We start from the raw sequence: 23,418 nt of genomic DNA, 5'->3' as shown, positions 1-23,418 counted from the left end.
TGCGTTATATAATATTTGGAGCCATCATTAGTCTGTCCCTTTCTGCTCTTTGTGCTATATCTAATCTAAGCGTTATATTTATTAAAGCAGCTTCCAGGTAAAATAAAATGCTGGATGGAAATTGCACAAGTGCCTCCTGTGGGAAATTCGCGAGGTTATAGGCAAAAATAATCAGAGTCATGGCGAGGCAATAGGTTTTGAGTTCCTTATCCTCAATTAAATAGTAATTATTTATGCCCGTTTTCATAATAACGAACATGAAAGCGCAGAAGATAAGCAACCCTGCCCAACCATCTTCTACCGCGACACGAATATAACCACTATCAGGTGGAAAGTGAGCAAGATACGACTCTGGTGTAAAACGTTCACCCCACTCGCCTGTTGACCCTAATCCCCCACCCATTATGTGAGACACAATGTAGGGTTGTATCCTTTTCTGGTTTCTTTTTCGAAGGTTATATGAATCATCATTACTGGGCTTAAAAGCCGTTTGAAAGCGATATAAGTTAGGGTTTGATGTTGGTACCATAATTAAAAAAGCAAGGAATATAGCCGCTAATATGGTAGCTATTAAAATTCTGCGGTTAAATTTAAGCACAACAAATAAACCCAGGGCTGCCGGTATTAATACGTTAGCACCACGCGTACCCGAGAATAGCATGGCATCTAAAAAAAAGCCGATAAGGCAACCAAGTACTATTTTTTTCCAGCGTTTAATTTCCAGCGTTAACATACAGATGCAAAAGATACTCGGCATCACCATGTTATAAGCAAAAGCAACGGGATCAGAAAAAATGGAAAATTTACGCCAATGCCCGTTAATAAGTAAAAGATCGGCTATGCCGGGCATGGCCAGATAGGACTGCTCATGAGCGTTAAAACCTATGTATTCCTGTTTAAATGCGTATGCGGCACCAATACATGTTAAAAACAGCCATATTTTTAATATAAGCCTGATGTATTTAACAGAGTTGATGTTGTACATGAACACAAAATAAGTTAACGTGGTAATTGCTACCGGCCTTACCGTATAAAGCCACGCCATATTTGAACCTGCATTCGGGTTAAGTAGTTCAATTAAATTATAGCCGAGCCATAATAAGGATACCCAAGTTATAGGGCTTTTGAATATGGCCCAGTTCTTATCCTTTTTCATTTGGATAAACATGCCGAGTACCAATAATACCTGTAAACCATCCATTAATGTACCTATAGGCCCATCCAAACCAAATTGTGTGAGCACGAACAGCGTATACGACATAATGAGCAATACGATAATTCCGAATTTGGGATAGGCTATTATGGCATATAACAAGGGTAATGCAACAATACCCATTATGAGCAGTACGCCAAATACAATACCAGCATAAGCGGTACCCACAGCAATTAGTATTGCCAGAGCTGATAACAGGATGAAACCGGTGGTATTGTATAGTTTTTCAACAAAAAAAACCCGCTTAAATGTTTGCGAAAATCTTTTGTTTGATTTGTAATGCGGTATTGGTTTAGTATTTTCCATTAAAAGTATAATATTTTAAAGAAAAATATAAACGTGCTTATGAAGGCAATTATAATGGCTATAACCCTGGTTACACGATTGATTTTGGCTTGTAGAATTGCTTTTTTTTCTTCGGGTGATAATTCTAAAGCTTCCCTTATTTTCTTGGCTGGCTCAACTCTCATCGCTCTTTAGTTTATCATTTTCAACAGAATCAGTATTGTAATAATGTGTGGTTGCTACTGAATGTTTGTTTGCCTTCCTAACCTTTAACAGCGACAGTACCTGGTAAAAAATAAATTTAGGGATATTTATTAATGATTGCCAGATGCGTTTGTCGGTATCGGATTTGGCTAAGGCGATATAAAAACCAAGTACAAACGCAATTAACCCAACCAACCATATAAATACCGCGGTTATGCTTATAAATATGTTAGCCAACATACATATTACCGATAATATCAGAAATATAAATAATGGCGGCCTTAACAGTATAAAACCAAATATAAACTGGTTGCGGCTAAAGTTGGTTATGCCCTTAAATACCAGTGTAAAACCGAATTTAAAATACTTAAACCAAGTATTTATCCAGCGTGAGCGTTGTTTAACCAACTGATCTGAATGGGTGGTTTTTTCGTCGTAAACTATGGCCTTGTCTGTAAATGCTATGCGCAGATTTTGACCAACTATGATGGATTGTAAAACTTTATCAAAACCAGCGCCGGTTATATCCCTGCTTTCGAGGCAATCGCGATAGAGCTGGGTAGTAAATGCCATTCCTGAACCTGCTAATGTTGCTGATGAACCAATCCCGAATAGAATTTTGCCATCATAAAAATGGTAGTAAATATCGCGGGCGGCATCAAGGCTGGCGTAAGTTGTGTTTAGGTTTTTAGCTTCGCGGATACCCTGGACTGCTGAAAAACCTGTGTTGAAGTACCTGTCTAGTTCGTGTAAATATTCAGGTTCGACCAAATTATCACTATCAATAATGGTTAAGCGGGTATGAGGGCGTTTGAAATTATGTATCGCGTAGAAATGCGAGCGGGTGTTGCTTGCCAGTATTTCGGGCGGGCGAAGGATTACTACACGTTCATCATCAAAACTTAAGCCGGATACATCGCATTTATCAGCAACAATGTATACTATAAAATTGGTGTAACTAAGCTTTAATATAGATGCGATTACATTAGGTATTGAATCTACCTGTTCATAGGCGGTAACAATGATGGCGTAATCATTTTCGGCTGCTAATGGCGGGAGAATTTGTTTTGATGGCCTATAAAAAGTGAAAAGAATTAGAGGCAGATATAGATTGTATCCGACTAAAACCTGTAACAGTATCCATATCGCCCAGATAATTGCCATGTGTAATTATTACGTATTATCAGCCAGTATTAAGCGGCATTAGTATGGTCTTCATCAGCTGCATCAAGCTTGTTTACCACATTTAAAACCCAGCCCATGAATTTACCATTTAAACTTTTAAGATAGTTTATGTGCTTCATTTCATTATCGCGAAGCCTTTTACCTGCCTCGAATATAGTTAGTATCTTATCAGTAAACTTATTCCACTCTTTTGATTTGTTTAAGGTGTTTAATGAAGATGCTTCAATAATGATGATATCAAAAACGCTTTTTAGTTTTTCAAATTTCTCGCGAATGGTTTTCTCATCGTTCACTTCGAGTAATGAACCATCGCCACCCTTGTTGCTGAATACGGTTATTTTTGATAGGTTATACTCGTTAAAATCAGGCAATGTACCTTTAAAATAATCCTCGATGTATAATTTCGACTTAACTGAATGGGTAATACCGGGATGATGAAAATTACCGTCAATAAGCAAAACCTTTTTATTTACCAGCGAATATGCATAGGCCAGGTTGGTAGCTAAAAATGTTTTCCCTTCGCCGTTGGCGAGGCTGTTTACTAACAATACTTTGTTTGGGCCCAATTCGGTATCAACCTCAAACCTTACAGACTGTAGCAAATTTCTGAATTGGTAAGTTTCCAGGTTGGGATGCGGATCGCTCCACACCTGCCTTAAATCAATTGTTGAGGTGCTCAATAGATTCAGGTATCCAAGTACCGGGGCTACTGTTCTATTGGCAAGTTCTTCGGGGGTTTTAACTGTATCATCAATAAAATACAGTATGAAGAATATAACTACACAAGCTATAAAACTGATTATACCGCTTAATATTACCAGCAACATTTTTTTTGAGGGTGATATAATACCCGGCATTGCGGTATCAAGCTGCTTTAACTGGTCGCCGCTATAGCTTGCATCCAAACTGGTTTGATTGTACTTGTTTAAAATATCAAGATATTCCTTTTGCGCTACGTCAATAGCACTTTCATCCTGCTGTACTATAGCTTCGTGCGGCACAACGGCATCAAGCTGGGCATTGAGGCGGTTTAAAGCCTGCTGAATAGAGCCAATACTGTTTTTTGCAAGCTCATATTGAACCTGAAGGGTTAACCGCTCCTGAACAAGGTTTTGCTGCGTAGCTAAAGGGCTTACAATATATTTATCTGAAGATTGGTTTATCCTTTCCGAAATAATACGCTGTAATGAATCGATCTGCACTTTATAAATAGTATCAAAATTGCTTTCGATATATCTTTCGTTTAATATTTTAAGCTGATCGGTAGTGCTTACCAGGCTTTGGTTTACCGGTTGCAGTAAACTTTCAAGGTATTTACGTTGCCCAGGCTTAAATTGGTTATCAATACTATTGATTGCCCCTTGGGTTGAGATCGCGTCTCTTTGAGCTTGTTCAAGGTGTGTTTCGTAATCCGCTAATTGCGAATAAAGCGCCCTTGATTGCTCGGGAATACTTAATATTCGGTTTTGGATCTTATAATTTTTAAGCTGGCCAATTTTTGAATCAAGCGTATCGCGTTTGGCGTCAACTAATTTACCCAGGAAAGTAACCGCTTTGTGCTGGTTATCTTTTACGATGAAACTGTAATAAGAGGTAAATTCATGCGCCAGTGTATTTACTACAAAGGCGGTTAATTGCGGATCGTCATCATTGTATTCAATATCAATAAAATCACTGCTTTGCGCCCTGTAAATATTCAGGTTTTTAAGCAACGACTCATCATCATATTTCATGGAGAGTAGTAAACTGTGCAAACCGTTCTGATCCGGATTGAATAGCGAGAGTTCTTTTCTCCTGTTATAATAATCGGTATAAACAGCCAAAGCATGTTCGCGTGCAGACTGGTTAAGTTGCAATAATAATTTACTTGGTGGCCTGAAAGGTGTCTGGCTTGTTAAATCGTGGATCATTAACTGGTATGATACCTGTTCAGTGATTCTTTTTGAACGTAAAATTTCAATCAGGTTATCGAAATCCTGTGCAACTTGTGATTCAGCAGCCGTAGTATTATCGCCCAGGGTTACTTGTGTTTTATCAACCAACCCGGTTGCTATTTGTGTTTGCGATGTATATACACTTGGCTGATTGCGTACAAGAAAGTAGGTAATAATAATAGCGATAATAGGAACTATTATCAGCGTAAGTTTATGCCGGGAAAGAACCTTGAAAAAATCACCTAACTCCATCTATCTAATGTTTTCTAATTTATCGCCCAGCAATTCTTCCAGATCAGCTTTGGCTATTAATAAAGCGGTTTCAGCTTGTATTTTGGCCTGATAACTTGCGGTTAAACTACTTTGTGCTTTAGTATAATTATCAAACGTTTCCTCGCCTTTTTGAAACTTGTGTTTTACATCGTTGGCAACATTTTCATTATCAATACAGGCCTGCGCGGTAAGTTTAAGTATCGATATATCCTGCAGGTAAGTATAATATCTTTTTTTAACCTCGCTGGTTATGGTTAAATAGTATTGATTTTGATCATTATTGGCAATTTCAAGCTCTTGCTTTGCTTGTTTTACGGCATATGGTTTTTCTAAAAACGAACCCAGGTTAAAAAATATCCCTGCTTGTATGCCGTTAAAATAGTTGTAGTTTGATGTTGTGCCAGATACGTTGCCAAGTGTGTTTATCCCCTGGGGTTGGTATATGTATGAAAATGTAAAAGCATCAAGGTAGGATACTTTGGCTTTACCAATATTACCCTGCGCTATGTTTATTTTGTTTTGGTTTGATTTTACCTGCGGATAGTTTGCTTCGGCATGCGCTACTAACCTGGCAATGTAATCCTCAGAAATATCATTCATGATAGTTTGCTGGGCACATACAAATTTATCTACTGATAAAAATACTACTAATAAGAAAAATAGTTTGGACTTATTCATACAGGTTTTCCGGCGCCGTTTTTACATATCCAGGTGATTTAATATGCCTAAAATATTATAAAATCAACTAAAACAAATATTACTGTAATTAAGCTAATTTCCGGTAGGCATTTATCAACAACTGCAATAAAATGTTAATAAAACACCATAGGTTAATATTAAACTTATGAGCACGCTGAAATTTCCTTTGCTTATTGAATTTTCTTAAAAACAATAAAGCGGGATAATTTTTAATTAAAAATTATCCCGCTTTATAATTAGTAAAATATATTTACCGGATTATTTGCCGGTAGAATCAGGCTTAACAGGCGGCGGACCGTCGTGATGCATCATTTGCGGGCCGTGATTTTTCATATCCGGTGCAAATGCCGCCTCATCCGGATGAGGGCTGCCGTGGTGGCAAGTAACGCATTTAATATCGCCTATTACCATATTCAATGAATCCTTTTTACCCTCAAAATATTTGGTATTTATTTTGGCTGTCATTTTATACATTTCACGGGCCATATTCTTTTCCGGCTTGGCATCGCTTGCAAAATCAAGTTTACCGCCCTCTCCGCCGGCATGGCAAAAATTACAATGCACGCCTAATGCTTCAGACCAGTCGTCCATCACTTTATGAAGCATTTCATGCGGGATATTTTTAGGAAGAACTTTTAAATTTTTAGGGCCATGATGTTCATCATGATCAGAGCTCATCGATGTAAGCGCTGCGAATGTAACTGCTGCTAATAAGCAGATGATTGTTGTTGTTTTTTTGTAGACAAGCATTTTCATAGAGGTTTGAGAAACTAAGATAACAAAAAAAATATAATGGAATATTTTGACGTGAAAAAATCACGTCAAAATACTATTACAATTGTAAGCCCCCTCTAAATCTCCCCCGGTTGGGGAGACTTTAATTTAAAGCCCTCCCTGCCAGGGGGGGTTGGGTAGGGCTTATACCGTTTTTAGCTCTTTATTTCTTCTGAAAATTGATAGTAAAAAGCCGATAATCATGATAAGTGTACCAGTCCACAAGAAGTTGATGAACGGGAAGTTAATAGCACGCATAACCACATACGGCCTTTTCCCCTCGGGCTGGTCATAAACCATTATCTCGAATTTGTTTTTCTCAGGTATTATTTTGGTTAACCGCAGCTTTAAGCCTGCATCATCAATCTTACGGGCAAAATCAAATACTGAACCATTTTTTACCATGTAAACCGGCTCGGCCTGGTAAGTAATACCATGCGATACTACCTTTAAGTCAGCGCCTACGGCAACATCGTTAGCTGTAACCGGTATATTTTGTACGTGAGCATCTTTATTTAATTTTTCCAATATAATATAGCCATCCCTATACTGAATAGTATCTCCTACTGCCATATCGTGCGCGATTGGGGCATTGTAGTTGTCGTCATCGTTAGTTTCCTGATCGTGACCTAAATCCATACCTGCCTGCATCACGTTAAGTGGCGCCATGCTGATGTGGGTATACAAATCATGAAACAAATAGTGCTTGGTATCTGGCGATGAAACCAAACCCATTTTATTGTTATACTGCGAGTTCGGTTTTAAGATGAATTCCTCTTTGATGTTGCCGTTTGCATCTAAAAGCTTATAATCAATCTTAAAATAGTGATTTGGTGCTGCAATGGAATCGCCCACATAAGTTACGGTATAATCGCCCATTTTTATGGGTACGTTTTTGTATAACATTACGTTTTCGCGGGAGTTATTGGCTTTATCAAAATCGGCACCGTAATCCGTACCACTTGTGTTTTGCGATACTACATTACTTGTACCTGCTGATATTAAAGCACCCACCATGATCAGCCCAAAGCCAATATGCGCTACTGCCGAACCAGCTAGTTTGATCTTTCCTTTGAATGCATCAGCCAAAACTTTTCCATTTACTAAAATAGAGTAAATAGCACCCAGCATCACCAATATAAAAACAAATTTAAGCTTGTAAACACCGGTTAGGTAAACAATTACCCCGGTAATTACAGCGGCGAAAACAAGATAAAGTATGGTGCTGATGAAAAAGCGGGTAATATCTGTCTTTTTGTATTTTAAGAACTGTGTAATACCTGTAAGTAAGGTTACCACAACCGCAAAACCAGCCTGGAAAACATTGTATAAAGTAACCGGGTTTGATGGCGGTGCGATGTTTGTTTTAAAGATGGCGTTCCATACCGGGATTGAGGTTACTACCACCAATTGCAGGCATGATAAAGCCAGGAATACTGAGCCAACAAACATCCAGAATTCGCGGGAATATGTATCTTCTTCTTTTTTGCTGATAGGCATTTCCTTAAACCGTATTATGAGCAAGGTTGCCGCTATAATGGCAAATACCACCACATCAACCACTAAGTGCCAAAACATACCCAAATCGGTGAAAGCATGTACCGAGGTTTCGCCCAGGATACCGCTACGGGTTAGGAACGATGCGTATAGTACCAATACAAAGCTTATCAGCGTTAAAAAAGTAGCTGTAAAATAGGCGTGACCGGTATTTTTGTAAACGATCATGACGTGAACAGCGCCTATTAACGTTAGCCATGGGATAAGGGCTGCATTTTCAACTGGATCCCATGCCCAGTAACCGCCAAAGTTTAATGATTCATAAGCCCAAAGTGAACCCATGATTACACCTGTACCCAATACCATTACCGCGAATAAGGCGTATGATATAGCAGGTTGAACCCATTCTTTATAGCGTTTTTGCCATAAACCTGCAACCGCGTAAGCAAAAGGCACGATCATGGATGCGAAACCTAAGAACAGCGTTGGCGGGTGGATCACCATCCAATAGTTTTGAAGCAGCGGGTTTAAGCCGTTACCATCTTTAACGTATGAAAGGTATTCCGGGCGACTAAATATTGGCGCTTCCATTGCCTGGCGAAGTAGGATAAATGGTGAGCTGCCTATACGTGAGCCCAATATTTCGACACCTAAAAGCATAGATGCTAATAGTGTTTGTGATAACGCGATAACGGTAAGCACGGGTTTTTCCCATGATTTAGCACGCCAGATAAGGATATTGCCTAAAACTGCCTGCCAAAAGCCCCAAAGCCAGAAACTGCCTTCCTGCCCTTCCCAAAAGCTGGAAATGATGTAGTAAACAGGTAGTGTGCGTGATGAGTGCTCCCATGCGTAATTGTACTCGAACAGGTTGCTATAGATGATATAGAATAAGCAAGCGCCAATACCAATAACGGATACACTGTTTAAAAAGTAACCGATACGGCCCAAGTATAACCACGATGTATCCAACTTATTGGTGTTGGTTGTAGCAAAGTAATAGCTGATTGTGGAAAAAAGAGCAGAACCGAATGCAAGAACGATGAAAAATTGGCCCAATTGACCCGGTAAAAGGTGTTCGCCCTGGTAAGCTATATTCATTAAGATGATTTTATATGGAGGCTTTTTTAGTATCGGCCTGAACGTCTAATTTATCCTGTTTGTATTTCGATGGGCACTTCATCAGGATATGTGAAGCATGAAATTCGCCTTTGTTCATTTGACCAACAAGCACAATTTTATCTGTCCTGTCGAAATCCTCTGGCTTAGTACCAGTGTAAACAACTTTACATTCGTGGCCTACGGTATCGCGCATATAAAAAGAAAAGTAGTTTGCATCCTTAGTTGCATCATATACCATTTCTTTTTGTTTATCGATGTGACCGATGATATGCAATTCGCCGCTGTTATTGTCGGCATCCTTAAAAGTACCATAAGTACTTGCAGAACCATAGGTGCAAATGATTATCGCGATAGCTACAGCAATGGTTACAATACCAAAAATTGATGATTTCTTCATTAAGGTTTCTCTCCTTGTAATTGAGTTTACAAAAATACGAAACGTAAAGGTAATAATGTTTATTACAAGACATTAATCTTATTTAGAATCATTATTGACAAAATTAGTGATTGGTCTATTAAAAACGTCATTGCTGTAAGCGATAGCGTGGCAATCCCAGACTTTACAGGTCGATATGCATAATTGCTTGTCTGCTACTTCTGGTGTGTTTGCCGAACCAGACGATGCCGGTTTTGGGCGGTTAACGATGGTTTGTGCTTTTTCCTATTAAGAGTTTCTCTCCTATTATCATTGCTGGAATAAAGCAAATTCGTTGCATGCAGATGAGCGCGACGAGTTTGCTTCGCCGTAATGACATAGTGGAGAGTTAGTGGTATAAAAATCAGACGGTGATTATTTTTGGTGGGAATTAATTAAAAGAATGGCGGAATTCCAACGGTGAAAGGCTCGTCTTAGTCTTAAAGAGTTTACTAAACGATTGTAAATGTTCAAATCCCAGCTCATAGGCGATCTCACTGACTGATAAGTTAGTGGTAGAGAGTTTTTCTTTGGCCAGATCGATCAGCTTGCAGTGCAGATGTTGCTGTGTGCTTTGGCCGGTCAGAGACTTAAGTAGGCTGCTGAGATAGCCCGGAGAAATATTAAGCGATTCGGCAATTTGGGTAACACTGGGCAGTCCTTGCTTGGCTAGTGCTCCGCTGTTGAAATAGTTAAATAAGAAATCTTCCATCTGCGTTAGCAGTTCGTGACCAGCGATCTTCCGGGTGATGAACTGCCGCTGGTAAAACCTTTCAGAATAGGTCAGTAATAGTTCAAGTTGCGCAATCATCACACTTTGGCTGAATCGGTCGATATTGGTGTGGTATTCTTGCTCGATCTGGTTCACAATAACCGTTAACATATTTTCCTCTTTATCCGACAGATAAAGTGCTTCATAAACTGAATAACCGAAGAATTCATATTGTTTGATTGTCTTAGCCAGCGGTGTACTCCATAAAAAATCTGGGTGAATGAGTATTATCCATCCTTCGGGCCGTTGTAATGTGTCTACAACGATGTCCACGCCAAATAGCTGTCCGGGTGCCATAAAGAACAACACGCCTTCGTCAAAATCACCGGCTTGCTGCCCGTATTTAAATTTGGCGTTTTGCACCTTTTTTAGCGAAATGGAATAAAAGTCAAAGATGAGTCTGAAAGGTACTTCTTTAATGGGCAACTTAAGCTCTTCCATACGGACCAAGCTAATCAGCGGGTGTGCAGGTTTAGGCAGCCCCGCAGCCCTGTGATATTCGGTAATCGTGCTAAAACGGAAAAGCTGATGGTTGCTCATAAACAAAGTTTAATATATTATTTATTTTTGAAAATATGCCATGGAAAATTCTTTGGCAAAATCGGCAAGCTTTACCTTTCCCATTTTAGGCTTATTCTGGTGAAAGTTCTCCAACGCTCTACCGCTATGCATAGCCGCTTGCATTTCCACCAAGGTCTCAGCCAGTTTTTCCGGAACTTTGGCCATCTTCAATCCTTGCAGCATTTCTTTATCTGAAAGCAGCACCCATTTTAACCAGGGTTTACCTACAGCGCTACCAATGGTTTTTGCCGCTTCGTTACAGCTCATTTCTTCGCTACCCACATAACGAATAGTGGTATGATCAGGATGCAGTAAAAGTTCCTCCGCTACCGCCTCAGCTATATCTTTCGGCGACACAAAAACAACCCGGTCATCCCCGCCATAATTCCCCATCAATAGGCCGGTCTTACCGGTCAGTAGCGCCCAAAGGCCGAAATAACGTAGTGTCAGGAACTTGCCAATCAGCCCTTTACCTTTAATTAGATCTATGGACTGATAGAAGTTGGTGTAAAATGAGGCGGGGCGCATGATAGTGAGAGAGGTGTTTAGGTCATCAAAAACATCTTCGATATTTTCGCCGCGCACCAGGTCTGCCGCCCATCCACTCATAATTATCACACGTTTGCTGCCGGCTTGCTGCAATGCCTGCACATAATTTTGCGCCATCCGACGTAAATAATCGCCAATGTCCGGTTCTGTAAAACTTAAAGGAATCATGGCGTAAACGGCATCCGCTCCCTGGAAAGTTTTGGTCAAAAAGGCGATATCTGAAATCGAGCCGATGGCTGGTACCGCTCCCAAAGTTTCGATAGCTGCTTGCTTTTTGGGATCGCTGCTTATCACGGTGACCAAATGCCCCTGGGCAACTAATATTTCTGTCAGTGGCTTGCTGATATTCCCTAATGAACCTGTAACGATTATTTTCATGATGCAAATAACGGCTGCGTATGTCTTAAAAATTTATCCAAATCTGCTTTTGATTTAGCCGAATCCCACATTTAAACTAAGCTGTCCCATTTGCTAACTTCGGACTGCTATACCTTAATGCAACTACAGGACCGATAATCCGCAGGGGCTGATCAAAAAGGCGGTCCCAACAGTGCTAGTGAAGCTGATTAGTGTATCATTCTAAAATCTAACATGCGTAAAAAGACGATTTTTACATGCCTTTTTAGTCAAATTTTGATAAAAAAAGGTAAAATAAAGATAGTTTTGGGGGCTAAATAGGTGCTTTTTATTCAGTTTTGATACTAATTATTGGGTTAAAAACCCTCTTTTTAGTACTTTTCAGGGCGTTTCTGGGGTAAAAAGTGTACCAAATGTACCACCTGTTTCACTTGTACCGTGGTACAGTGCAAACAAAAGAGCCATTGTATAAAATTATACAATGGCTAAAACTACTCTACTTATTAATATTCTTTATGGCCAAACACCAAGGTTTTGGTAGGATACTGCTATTTTGTTGATAGCGCCTACAAACGCGGCTGTACGTAAGGTATCAATGCCGGGTGTGGTAACAAAGGTTTCCCTGATCTCGTGATATGAGCGGATCATAGTATCCTCTAAACCAGAGTTTACCAACTCCAACTCAGATGCACCTTTGATAATACTTGAACGCTGCGCGCTGTTTAAGGCTACACCTGTAATGCCTTCAACCATGTTTACCAGGTTTAGGTTGGAGTTTTCTTCAAAACGCCTGTTCATACGGCCGAATGCTACATGTGAAAGGTTTTTCAACCATTCAAAGTAAGATACAGTTACACCACCTGCGTTAGCATACATATCAGGGATAATTAAACCACCATTTTTATAGAAAATAGCTTCAGCTTCGGGAGTTGTAGGTCCATTGGCACCTTCGGCTATGATCTTGGCTTTGATGTTTTTAATATTTCCAACGGTGATCTGGTTCTCTAAAGCTGCGGGAACTAATATATCACATGGTTGCTCCAGGCCTTCCATTGAGTTCTTGAACTCAGATTTAGCGCCTGCATAACCCAGAATTGATCCAGTTAATTTACGGTGCTGGAATACTGCTTCAATATCCAAACCATCAGCATTGTATATAGCGCCTTCAAATTCGCATAGGCCAACTACTATCGCACCAAATTCAATCAAGAATTTAGCGGAGTGGTAACCTACGTTACCCAAACCCTGCACAATTACCTTTTTACCTGATATACCTGCGGTAAGGCCAATTTTCTGCATGTCCTCACCAACACTAACGCATTCGCGAATAGCGATGGCTACTCCCCTGCCTGTAGCCTCACGACGGCCCGCAATACCTTGCAAGGCGATTGGCTTACCAGTAACAGCACCCATAGCATCTAATTGACCTGGGTTCATGGTAGCATAAGTATCAGCAATCCAGCTCATCTCGCGTTCGCCTGAACCGTAATCCGGCGCGGGAACGTCGATACTTGGGCCTATGAAGTTTTTCTTGATTAGCTCAACAGTATAGCGGCGGGTGATATTTTCAAGCTCGCCAACTGTGTAATTTTTAGGGTTGATCTTGATGCCGCCTTTAGCGCCGCCAAAAGGAACATTAACAATAGCGCACTTGTAAGTCATCAACGCGGCAAGTGCCATTACTTCATCCTCATTAACCATTTCGCTGTAGCGGATACCACCTTTGGTTGGTGATTGGTGATGAGAGTGCTCTACACGCCAGGCATCAATAACCTCGAAGCCATTAGCTTTGCGAATAGGGAAACGGAAGCGGTATACGCTATTGCAGGATTTTATCTGGTCGAGTAAACCAGCATCATGATGTGTGAACTTTGCTGCATGATCGAAGAACTTACATACATCACCAAAAAAGTGATCATCCGGAACGGCAGCATTAATATTGGTAGCCATAATTTGTTAGATAATTATTATATTGTTAAAAAACAGCGCAAATGTGATACTTTTTTTATCAATATTGCAAATATAAATACAGGTGTATTATCAATAATTACTAACAGACGACACAATACTATGTTTAAACTATTTAAACATAGTATTTGAACTATTTTTCGTTTTCGATTTTTTTCAATCTTCTGTCAATTGAAAATAAATATAAGGCTAATCCTACAAATATGATAGCGATTATGGCAACAACAACATATATTTTACCAGAGCTTTGTAGGGTGTCATCCATCGTTACACCAAGGTTCGACTGTGCAAATACGCCTGTGCAGGATAAAAGCAAAAGCAACAAAAAAGTTAATTTCTTCATATTAGTTTATAGCATTCTTTTTGTTTTCAATTAAACGGATCCGATAACGAATGGTGGCAATCCACAAAGCAATAAAACTCCAACCCAGCATAGCAGGATAAAAGGCGATCTTCATACCATTATCTAAATCATATTTACCAAATGCAGGGTTACCACCACTACCCGGGTGTAAAGAGTCTGTCATTCGTGGTAAAATGAAAATCAGTACGATCATTATCGGAAAAGCGAAAATGTTGTAAATGGCTGAAATTTTGGCGCGCTTTTGCTCTTCGTCAATTGAGTTACGCAGTACTAAATAAGCACAGTATAGCAAAAATGCTATAGCAGCACTATTTTGCTTAGGGTCACCGCTCCAAAATTGGCCCCAGGTATATTTTGCCCATAGCATTCCGGTAACTAAACCCATGGCATAAAATAATAAGCCAGTGTTTACACATTCTACTGCAGCCAGATCATCCTCTTCCCTACCATTACGCAGATACTTTATGCTGAAGTAAACCGATAATACGAATACAGTAAGCATTCCCATCCACATAGGTACGTGGAAATACAGGTTACGTATAGTTTCGTGAAGTACGGGTAAAGCAGGTACATGAAGCAGTAAACCTGTAAAAAGTGTAGAAAATACCAGCAATACGGCTATTACTTTCCACCATGTTTGATAAATGAACTTCATATTATTTGTGCTGGCAAAGGTAATGATTTAAAAATCACGAATTAAATCATTTGGCTGTAATTGGTATCGAAATTAGTGATATTAATCGCCCGGCGTATAATCAACAGGTAACAGATCAGATAATTTTGATTTTGACCAGGTGCCTTCATATAATGGAGCTGAATCGCCAAATACCACACCGTTAGTATCAAAAAAATATGGTTTTGCGGTAGTTACAATACTTGTTTCATATGTTTCCATATCCAGTGGCCGGTATAGGTCCTTAAAATCTGATGTTTCGTGTTTTTTAGTGTAAATAACATACAAACAATCGGAGAAACTAACCGCATAAATACCGTCTTGTTTAGTACTGAACAAGAAAGTATTCAATGGTTGAGGATTTCGATCTAAATGTTCATGAAAATATTTAGACATATTTTGCATACCTATCCAGTAGTTTATTGAATCGCGGTGCATGCCATCGTTGAACTTTTTAATTTTTTGTTGTATAACTATTTCCTGCGGACGATTAACGTTGTTTTGCCTGGTTAATTTCATTACAACAAAACCGTCAGAGTCAAGCTTGCCAGTATATAAAGATCTGTAGAAATGCATTGGCGAGCCATAATAAGCTTCTTCACGCTTTTTTTTCCACTCTTCCAATTGTTTTTTAGTCCCGGGTAATGCCTGAAATAACCTTTGTCCGCTATATCCTGTAATATTGGTGAGTTTGCTGCTGGTGAACTCCTTTACCAAAAATTTAACTCGATAACCAAGTGCCTGGTTATCTACCACTAAAAATTCATCTGTATAAGCTTCCAGTTCCTGTTGAGGCTTGTGGTAAATTAGATTAACTGAACGGGGATTAAGCACATAACATTGCTTTGCGTTATCATCAGTACCAATAAACTCTTTAACAAACTCATCGTAATTTTTTTTCCAGTTTGCGGGTGTTGTTACAATTACTTCGTGGAGCTCAGTTACTTTGGCAGATAGTTCAATGTTTATATTTATCGGCTCCTGTGCTACTGAAACTGTGGTGGAATAGTCTTCGTAACCTAAGATACTTACTACCAAGGTATATTGACCAGGCTTTAAGTGGCTCAATGTAAAGGTCCCATCGGATGCACTTGAAGTGCCCGATGTTGTATTACTCAAAAAAACGTTAGCTAATGGTAACGGGGCTTTATTATCAGCACGCGTTACTTTACCCGTTATTATGCCGTTTTGCGCCAGCGTAATAATCGGGAAAAACAATAGAAGGATTAACCAGGAAAAGCGCATCAAACCAAAAGTTTAAATATTTTTTGAAGATGCTAATTAAAGGTTTAGAAATGAAGTTGAAATGAAATTTTAATCCAATTCTAATCTTAAATAAATTTCATGGATTAGAATTGGATATTGAATTGATTTACAATAAGCTAAGCTTAAAAATAAGTTGATAGACCAAAGCTTAAACCGGCAGTTGGCCCAATTGCAGCTCCTATTTTATTACCGGTTATATCGTTTTGTGTTTGGCGGCGATAATTAAGGCGTAAAACTGTTTGAGGTGTTGGTCTAAAACTGATCGCAGGCATTATACTCCATAAATCGTTATACATTTTTTGGCCCGTTGCTACAAAATTCCCGTCATTCCAATCTACATATTCGCCACGTACAGCAATATTAACAGTAGCATTATCCCAATCAAGTATACGGCCGTGTATTATCGGCTGTACCACATCAATAAATCCACCAAATTGCTTATGTGCATACTCGGGTGTATAATCAGGTGGTATATCTACAAATATCCATGCCCACTCAGAAATTATATTGGTATGCAAACCCGGTATTGTTCCATTAAAATTCACATCAAACACATTAACACTTCTTTTATTATCAACCTGCGCACCTTCTACACGCCAGGTATTATAAACACCTCCCATATATGATAAACCAATCTCACCTATTTGATCATTACCGAATGATAGTTTACCGGTATAAAGCGGTTCGCCGCTGGCACTTGTGTTAAAACGTGTAATGCTGCTTTTTGCTGCCGGTAAGAATGTTTTTCCTTGCGAATTATTAATAATAGAATCATTAAAGCCACCGGTAACATAAGCTTCATAGCCATACATCCAATGTCCGCTGTATTTTTTTCCATATAGCCCAAAACCAGGGTTGTTCCAGGTATCAGGCAACATTTGTGTCATGGCAATGGGCCTGTCGGTAAATTCATATTTGGGGCCATCATGATTTTCGTTAAAACCACCTATCGGGTTCAAGATCATACCGCCGCGTAAATTAAGCAAGGGATTAAATTCAATATCTAAAGCAGCATATTCAACACCAAACTCAGGACCGGCAGCTTCCCCCGCATCTCCAGAAGGGTCATCTTCATATTCTATTTCAGAAAGGAATTTAATATGCGGAGCTATGGTTGACGATACAAACAAGCTGAAGCGCCTGAATTGGAACTGATCGCCATTGGTTATACCGGAGGTGTTGGTATATTGAACATCAGATTCAACATACCCACCGATAGAGAGTGATGAACTGCCTAACTTTTTAAATGGACGATTATAAATTGCATCCATACTTAGTGTATGTTTTGCAGTATCTTTTTTAGCAGGACTATTAAGTAAACTACTGTCTATCTGAGCTGATGCAGGCTGAAAGTAAAAGAGTAAAATTGTAATAAATAAGACTGATAAAGTTATTTTCATTTGAGTGAAATAAGAAGTTGATCATTTTGAACAATTACCGGGAAAGTGCGCAGATTGGTATCTGCAGGGCCATTTTTTACCTGGCCTATATTGCTAAAAGTGCTGCCATGTGCAGGGCATTCTAATTTGTCGCCAAACACTTGTAGCTCTGCGCCTTGGTGAGTACAACGCATCAATACGGCTGAATATTCAGTTTGGCTAAAGCGATACACACAGATCGGATATTTTAATTGTTCCTGTTGTACCACAATATACTTATTGTAAGCCCCGTTGCTTTGAAACGCGGTTATAGGTACAACCAGGTTTGAATTGTTGATAGTGCCTGTTACCATTTTACTGGTACCGCAACTTTCAAGTGCACCTATTAGCACTGAGCCACCTAAACAGGCGAAGCCACAAGTTTTTAAAAATGCCTTTCTTTCCATTATAACGATTGTAAAAACTTAATTACCGCTGTTTGGTCTGCTGACGAAAGTTTGCTAAAGTTTGCTGCGCTAACAGCTGATTCGCCACCATGCATTTGTATTGCCTGTTGGATGCTGTGCGCCCTGCCATCGTGCATTAAATAAACATCGCCGCCTTGTACGCACGGTGCCAAACCTAACCCCCATAGTGGAGTTGTACGCCACTCAGAAGTTAAAGCATCACCTTCAGTATAATGGTCATCATCACCCGGCCCCATATCATGAACCAACAGATCTGTAAATGGCTGGAATGTTTGATAAGCAAGACCCTGTATTGCCGAATATCCTGTAGTAAGATTCTGTTTATGACAATCTGCGCAACCTATTTTAACAAATGCATTCTGCCCTTGTATAACGGTAGCATCGGTGGCATTACGCTGTATAGGGGTTTGTAAAGCTGTTACATAAAACACAACAGAATAAAATGTATTATTATCTATTTCTGGGGTTGCAGGTGTTGTAGGCATCGCCTCATCCTGATAATTAAATGGATTATATGGCATATAACTTGAAGTAATACCCATATCATGATTGTAAGCCAATGCTACCTGTTGAAACAAATTATAAACAGCTGCCTTGCGGCCAAAGCGACAAATATATTTACCATCCGCCCTTTGTATAGCACCACTTAATGGTGTTACATATGATGGAATAGCATTATAATTAGGATGGCCTCTTACACCATTAGGGTTATTTACATTAGCATTAGCCATTGCTATAATTTCAGAATCAGGAACTGCTTCCAGAAAGCCCACACCTGCTGTAATTGGGGCTATTAATTTTGTACTGGTTGCACCTGCCGGGATAGTTTCAGGTGTATATCCCGGTAAACAAAACGTACCTAATTGTGGGCCGCCTTCTGCTAAGAATTTATTTCCGGTACTATCTGTTTGACCAAAACGGGTTAGTATAGTAAAAGGATGCCCTCTATTATCACTGGAGTGGCAGCTACCGCATCCAGTTGCTACAAAATACGGCCCAAGACCTGTTGCTGATGTACGGTTAGCAAAGAACTGATCATTTCCTGCTGAAAAAAGTAGTGTTTGCGAGCTTGTAAGTGTTATAGGCCCACACAAACCATTTTCGGGATTAATCATTTCCGGAAAAATCTTATTACATGATGTAATTGAGACTATAGTTGCAGAAAATGTAAGTATGAAAAGTATAAGGATAAGTAAATTTCTTTTCTTCATAAAGTTGAATTAGTCTATGCCGTTTTTTGTTTCAATTGCAAAAGAGCATTTTATTTAGACTTAATCCAAATAAAATGACAAAAAGATTAGATAGATTCTAAACTAGGGCAGACTTGACTTATTATCAGCTTATTAATCCCGCCACAAATACGGAAAAAGCAGTAAAGATGTAGCTATTACAATAACATTTATGGCAAAAAGTATACCTATGTTGCCATACAATAAACTACGCTCTACCCCATCCATTGCGCTTTTGCTGATGCGTATCAGGAGTAAGATAACTGGTATAATAACCGGAAAGCTTAAAATGGCCATTAAAGTACCATTGTTGCCTGCTTTGGAAGCGATGGCCGAAATCATAGTAAAAACTGTGGAGAAACTAATACTGCCTAAAAGTACAGCTAAGAAATAAAAAAGCGGGTCGCCGATAGTATTAGGGAAAAACAATAGGTAAACAATTAGTGCCAATACACTGAGCAATGACATTAATAAAATATTATAAATTGTTTTTGAAAGGATTATAGCCTGTGGGCTGGCTATGGTATAGTAATACAATAAACGCCCTTTGTTTTCCTGAATAAAACTTTTGGCTATTGCATTTACAGATGCGAACAGGATGATGATCCAAAAAAGGATATTCCAAACTATTGGATACCCTTCACTGCCACTAAAACCAGGACTTAGGTGAAAAGATATATAACAAACAAACACGGTGGATACCACATATAATAGCACCCCATTGAAAGCATATTTTGAACGCCATTCCAACAGAATTTCCTTTTTCAGTAAGTTCCAGGTTTGATTAAATATCATGGCGCGAAGATAAGAATTAGGATAGTTAAATTGGCTATCAACTTACAGTGGTATAAAATTATAGCACCAAATCTATCTTCAACATTTTTTGTATTTTATCATGTAATTCATGAGGTTGAAATGGTTTTGATAACACATCATTCATACCCGCGGATATAGCCTCCTCTTTTTCATGATCTAAGGCTGCGGCCGATAGAGAAATTATAGGAATACTTCTTTTAGGTTCCTCAAAATCCATCCGGATAGCTTTAGCCGTCTGATAACCGTTCATATCCGGCATATGGGTATCCATCAGTATAATATCAAAATTTTGTTGATGCAGTTTTTCAATAAGCTTACGGCCGTTATCAACCATTTCAACATTCACGTTCCAATCCTTTAACATTTTTGCCAGGATAAACTGATTTACCATATTATCCTCTGCAACCAATACACTCAATTGGTTAAATGGTGGAAGCTTTTTATGATCTGCCTTATTATCCTTCTTAGGTTCAGGTTTTTCAGCTATAGTAATCCAATTTATTATATTAAATACGCTCCCCTTGCCGATCTGGCTGCTAACAGTTAGTTCGCCCCCTTTTAATTCTACAAGTTTTTTCACTATGGTGAGGCCCAAACCAGTACCACCATATATATTAGCCGTATCAATGTCAGCCTGCTCAAACGAATCAAATATTTTTAATAACTTTTCCTCAACTATACCTATACCAGTATCCTCAACACTGAACTTAATTTTTAAATTATCTTTATCCCTATCAAGTACAGCTACTTTTAGCTTAACATGTCCCCTATCGGTGAATTTGATAGCATTACTTAACAAGTTCATTAATACCTGATTTAATCTCAAGGCGTCAATCATCATATACTGAGGCAAATTCGGGTCAATATCCAATAACATATCAACCATCTTCTCATCGGCTTTAAACTTCAATAATTGAAATACAGAAGCAATAACCTCACGAATGTTATTTGGGGCACGAATAATATTGAATTTACCAGATTCGATTTTTGATATGTCCAGTACATCATTAATCACACCAAGTAACGATTGCGACGATGTCTCTAACAATTCCAGCATACTCAATTGCTGATCGTTCATAGGGGTTTTACGCAGTAATTGAGTTAAACCAATCACCCCGTTTATTGGCGTACGTAACTCATGGCTCATGTTAGCCAAAAAGTTCTCTTTTACCTTTTTTCCATATTCAGCCGCTTCTTTCGACTTAACCAACTGCTCCAGATAGCTTTTTTGCGGAGATATATTACTAATGTTGATGAATATAGTTTTGTTATGATATGATGCCCTGCATTCAGCCCATATTACATTTTTATCAAATGTTTCAAACTTAAATTCAAACACAGCGAAATTCAGGTTATCATTAATAATCTCGCCTAGTTTTTTACGAAATGCCGGTCGATCAGCCTCTACGGCTCTGTCAATTATACTTTTACCTATAATCTCAGAAGCCTTATAGCCCAATATTTTCTCAACCGTTGGATTGATTGTTTTTACCCTCAACGTTTTTGCATCAACCGCGCAAATAATATCAGCTGAATTGTTTACTACGATAGAGAAATTTTCCAACTCCTCATTTTTACGAATAATTTCAGTCTGATAACGTGCCAATTGAATAAAAGAATCAACCTTAGCAGATGTAATATACGGATCAAGGGGCTTATATAAATAATCTACCGCACCGCTACCATAACCTTTAACAGCATATTTTGATTCTTTTGAGATAGCGGTTACAAAAATTACCAGTATATCTTTGGTGCGAGGATTTGATTTGAGCATCTCAACCAATTCAAAACCATCAATTTCAGGCATTTGAACATCAATTAACGCTATTGCAATATGATTTTCCCAGGCAATTTTTAAGGCATCATTGGGCGACGTAGTGGAAAATATTTTAATATCATTACGCTTTAATAATGCTTCAAGCGCAACAATATTTTCTTCTCTGTCATCAACAATGAGAATATTAACAGGGGTCATCTAAAATTGTATAAGTTTATCGATAATTATTATTGTTGTAAAAGTCCAAAAATTTCCTCAGAATTTAATATATATTCTGCTGCTTTAATTTCAATTGCTGCAAACGGCATTTGGGGCATTTCGGCCTCTTCCGGATTTTGCGCTATTGTTAAACAACCGTTGTCGCGTAGTTTTAATAATCCCTGTGCCCCATCCTGGTTTGCGCCAGAAAGAAGTATTGCTGTACAACGCCCCTTAAAAGCTTCAGCGGCACTTTCAAAAGTTACATCTATAGAAGGCCTTGAATACCAAATTGCCTCCGAAACATCAAGCCCAAAGCTACCATTCTTTTCGATAAGAGTATGATAATTTGCAGGGGCAATGTATATAGTGTTTTTACGAATTACTTCCTTGTCTCTAATTTCCTTAAGGGATATACGGGAATTTTCGGCAAATAGTTTTTCTATCTCGCTAAAAAAATTCTTTTTTCTATGAATTATTATGATAACCGCTTTATCCAAATCAGCATTAAAATTCTTTACGATGTTAAATATCAATTTAAAAGACCCGGCAGATCCCCCTATCAGTAAAAATTCTGATCTTTTCCAGTGTGCTATTATATTATTATCAACTGACAATTTTTTGATATATATTTTCTTTACTATTTATAACCTTAAACTTCTTTTTAAACTTATCCGAGCGTATAGTTTCTTTACTGCCCATACATAAGAACCCAAGAGGAGCTAAACTGTTATAAAATAATTCAAGTATTTTTTCCTGTAGCTCACTTTCAAAGTATATAAATACGTTTCGGCAACTAATTAGTTGAAATTCGTTAAATATCGCGTCAGATACCAGGTTATGTACGGAAAATAATGTATTATGTTTCAATTCGCTATGCACTGTTGCAGCATCATACATTATTGTAAAATGATCTGTTAATGATCCTTTCAACCCTGAGTATTGATAGTTTTCGGCATAGCTCTTTATTTTCTTCAGACTATAAATACCTTTACGCGCTTCCTTAAGCATTTCCGTATTAATATCAGTACCATAAATAAAGGATTTTTTACTAAGGCCTGTTTCATTCATTAAAATGGCAAGCGAATAAACCTCCTCGCCTGAGGAACAGCCAGCACTCCATATTTTTATGTGCTGATAGGTAGAAAGATAAGGGATAACCTGGTTGTTAATCGCTTTATAGAAAGATGGATCACGAAACATTTCAGTAACGTTTACTGTGATCTCATCTAAAAATTCCTGAAAAAAATGCTGGTTATTTACCAGGGTGTGTTTAAGATCATAAAAAGTTTGCTTTTTGTTCTGCATTATTCTTATGACCCTGCGTTTTAGCGAAGCTTTGGAATAGCAAGAAAAATCAAACCCATGAAACTTTTTTATCAGATCAATTAACTCATCTAATTGCTGTGCCGATAAAACTTCTTGTTCCGTACTCATCATA

Annotated in this window: 20 protein-coding genes; all 20 read right to left on the bottom strand. The window is 38.6% G+C overall.

The features are described 5' to 3' along the window. Positions 1 to 4 precede the first annotated feature (4 nt). The 20 genes from GSQ74_RS21250 to GSQ74_RS21155 all read right to left on the bottom strand — a co-directional run bounded on the left by GSQ74_RS21250 (position 5) and on the right by GSQ74_RS21155 (position 23,417). Positions 5 to 1,519, bottom strand: coding sequence for an O-antigen ligase family protein (locus tag GSQ74_RS21250; RefSeq protein ID WP_158996209.1), 1,515 nt, complete (start codon positions 1,517 to 1,519; stop codon positions 5 to 7). A 153-nt stretch (positions 1,520 to 1,672) separates the two neighbouring features. Beyond that, a complete protein-coding gene (locus GSQ74_RS21245; RefSeq protein WP_158996208.1) occupies positions 1,673 to 2,866 on the bottom strand; it encodes a glycosyltransferase in 1,194 nt (397 codons plus the stop codon). A 29-nt stretch (positions 2,867 to 2,895) separates the two neighbouring features. Next, positions 2,896 to 5,073, bottom strand: a complete 2,178-nt coding sequence (locus GSQ74_RS21240) for a Wzz/FepE/Etk N-terminal domain-containing protein (protein WP_158996207.1) — start codon at positions 5,071 to 5,073, stop codon at positions 2,896 to 2,898. Then, positions 5,074 to 5,772 (bottom strand): TolC family protein, encoded by a 699-nt coding sequence (locus GSQ74_RS21235; RefSeq protein WP_158996206.1) that lies wholly within the window; start codon positions 5,770 to 5,772, stop codon positions 5,074 to 5,076. A gap of 279 nt (positions 5,773 to 6,051) precedes the next feature. Continuing rightward, positions 6,052 to 6,549 (bottom strand): c-type cytochrome, encoded by a 498-nt coding sequence (locus GSQ74_RS21230; protein ID WP_158996205.1) that lies wholly within the window; start codon positions 6,547 to 6,549, stop codon positions 6,052 to 6,054. A gap of 162 nt (positions 6,550 to 6,711) precedes the next feature. Then, on the bottom strand, positions 6,712 to 9,165 hold the full coding sequence (gene ccsA, locus GSQ74_RS21225) for a cytochrome c biogenesis protein CcsA (protein ID WP_158996204.1): 2,454 nt from the start codon (positions 9,163 to 9,165) through the stop codon (positions 6,712 to 6,714). Between the two features lie 10 nt (positions 9,166 to 9,175). Next, positions 9,176 to 9,583 carry a cytochrome c maturation protein CcmE gene (locus GSQ74_RS21220; protein ID WP_158996203.1) on the bottom strand — a complete coding sequence of 136 codons (408 nt, stop codon included), beginning with the start codon at positions 9,581 to 9,583 and terminating at the stop codon, positions 9,176 to 9,178. Between the two features lie 409 nt (positions 9,584 to 9,992). Then, positions 9,993 to 10,913 (bottom strand): AraC family transcriptional regulator, encoded by a 921-nt coding sequence (locus GSQ74_RS21215; RefSeq protein WP_158996202.1) that lies wholly within the window; start codon positions 10,911 to 10,913, stop codon positions 9,993 to 9,995. A 21-nt stretch (positions 10,914 to 10,934) separates the two neighbouring features. Next, positions 10,935 to 11,861 carry an NAD(P)H-binding protein gene (locus tag GSQ74_RS21210; RefSeq protein ID WP_158996201.1) on the bottom strand — a complete coding sequence of 309 codons (927 nt, stop codon included), beginning with the start codon at positions 11,859 to 11,861 and terminating at the stop codon, positions 10,935 to 10,937. 492 nt (positions 11,862 to 12,353) lie between these two features. Continuing rightward, positions 12,354 to 13,790 carry a Glu/Leu/Phe/Val dehydrogenase gene (locus tag GSQ74_RS21205; RefSeq protein ID WP_158996200.1) on the bottom strand — a complete coding sequence of 479 codons (1,437 nt, stop codon included), beginning with the start codon at positions 13,788 to 13,790 and terminating at the stop codon, positions 12,354 to 12,356. A 151-nt stretch (positions 13,791 to 13,941) separates the two neighbouring features. Beyond that, positions 13,942 to 14,151: a CcmD family protein gene (locus tag GSQ74_RS21200; RefSeq protein WP_158996199.1), complete on the bottom strand. Its 210-nt coding sequence runs from the start codon at positions 14,149 to 14,151 to the stop codon at positions 13,942 to 13,944. Between the two features lies 1 nt (position 14,152). Next, positions 14,153 to 14,851, bottom strand: a complete 699-nt coding sequence (ccsA, locus tag GSQ74_RS21195) for a cytochrome c biogenesis protein (RefSeq protein WP_256366323.1) — start codon at positions 14,849 to 14,851, stop codon at positions 14,153 to 14,155. 57 nt (positions 14,852 to 14,908) lie between these two features. Continuing rightward, positions 14,909 to 16,090 carry a carboxypeptidase-like regulatory domain-containing protein gene (locus GSQ74_RS21190; RefSeq protein ID WP_158996197.1) on the bottom strand — a complete coding sequence of 394 codons (1,182 nt, stop codon included), beginning with the start codon at positions 16,088 to 16,090 and terminating at the stop codon, positions 14,909 to 14,911. A gap of 143 nt (positions 16,091 to 16,233) precedes the next feature. Continuing rightward, positions 16,234 to 17,511 (bottom strand): hypothetical protein, encoded by a 1,278-nt coding sequence (locus tag GSQ74_RS21185; RefSeq protein ID WP_216846791.1) that lies wholly within the window; start codon positions 17,509 to 17,511, stop codon positions 16,234 to 16,236. Then, on the bottom strand, positions 17,508 to 17,936 hold the full coding sequence (locus tag GSQ74_RS21180; protein WP_158996196.1) for a Rieske 2Fe-2S domain-containing protein: 429 nt from the start codon (positions 17,934 to 17,936) through the stop codon (positions 17,508 to 17,510). Before GSQ74_RS21180 ends, GSQ74_RS21185 begins: the two co-directional genes overlap by 4 nt. Beyond that, a complete protein-coding gene (locus GSQ74_RS21175; RefSeq protein ID WP_158996195.1) occupies positions 17,936 to 19,168 on the bottom strand; it encodes a di-heme oxidoredictase family protein in 1,233 nt (410 codons plus the stop codon). Before GSQ74_RS21175 ends, GSQ74_RS21180 begins: the two co-directional genes overlap by 1 nt. Positions 19,169 to 19,300: 132 nt before the next feature. Further along, entirely contained in the window at positions 19,301 to 19,981 is a 681-nt protein-coding gene (locus GSQ74_RS21170) for a heme exporter protein CcmB (RefSeq protein WP_158996194.1), read from the bottom strand. A 58-nt stretch (positions 19,982 to 20,039) separates the two neighbouring features. Beyond that, complete coding sequence (locus tag GSQ74_RS21165) at positions 20,040 to 21,977, bottom strand: response regulator (protein ID WP_158996193.1); 1,938 nt, start codon at positions 21,975 to 21,977, stop codon at positions 20,040 to 20,042. A 29-nt stretch (positions 21,978 to 22,006) separates the two neighbouring features. Next, positions 22,007 to 22,594 carry a chemotaxis protein CheB gene (locus GSQ74_RS21160; protein ID WP_256366316.1) on the bottom strand — a complete coding sequence of 196 codons (588 nt, stop codon included), beginning with the start codon at positions 22,592 to 22,594 and terminating at the stop codon, positions 22,007 to 22,009. Next, positions 22,584 to 23,417 (bottom strand): protein-glutamate O-methyltransferase CheR, encoded by an 834-nt coding sequence (locus tag GSQ74_RS21155; protein WP_371724744.1) that lies wholly within the window; start codon positions 23,415 to 23,417, stop codon positions 22,584 to 22,586. Before GSQ74_RS21155 ends, GSQ74_RS21160 begins: the two co-directional genes overlap by 11 nt. Between the last annotated feature and the right edge of the window lies 1 nt (position 23,418).

The organism is Mucilaginibacter sp. L196 (assembly GCF_009765905.1).
Taxonomy (GTDB): Bacteria; Bacteroidota; Bacteroidia; order Sphingobacteriales; family Sphingobacteriaceae; genus Mucilaginibacter.
This window is presented reverse-complemented; position numbering and strand designations above follow the sequence as displayed.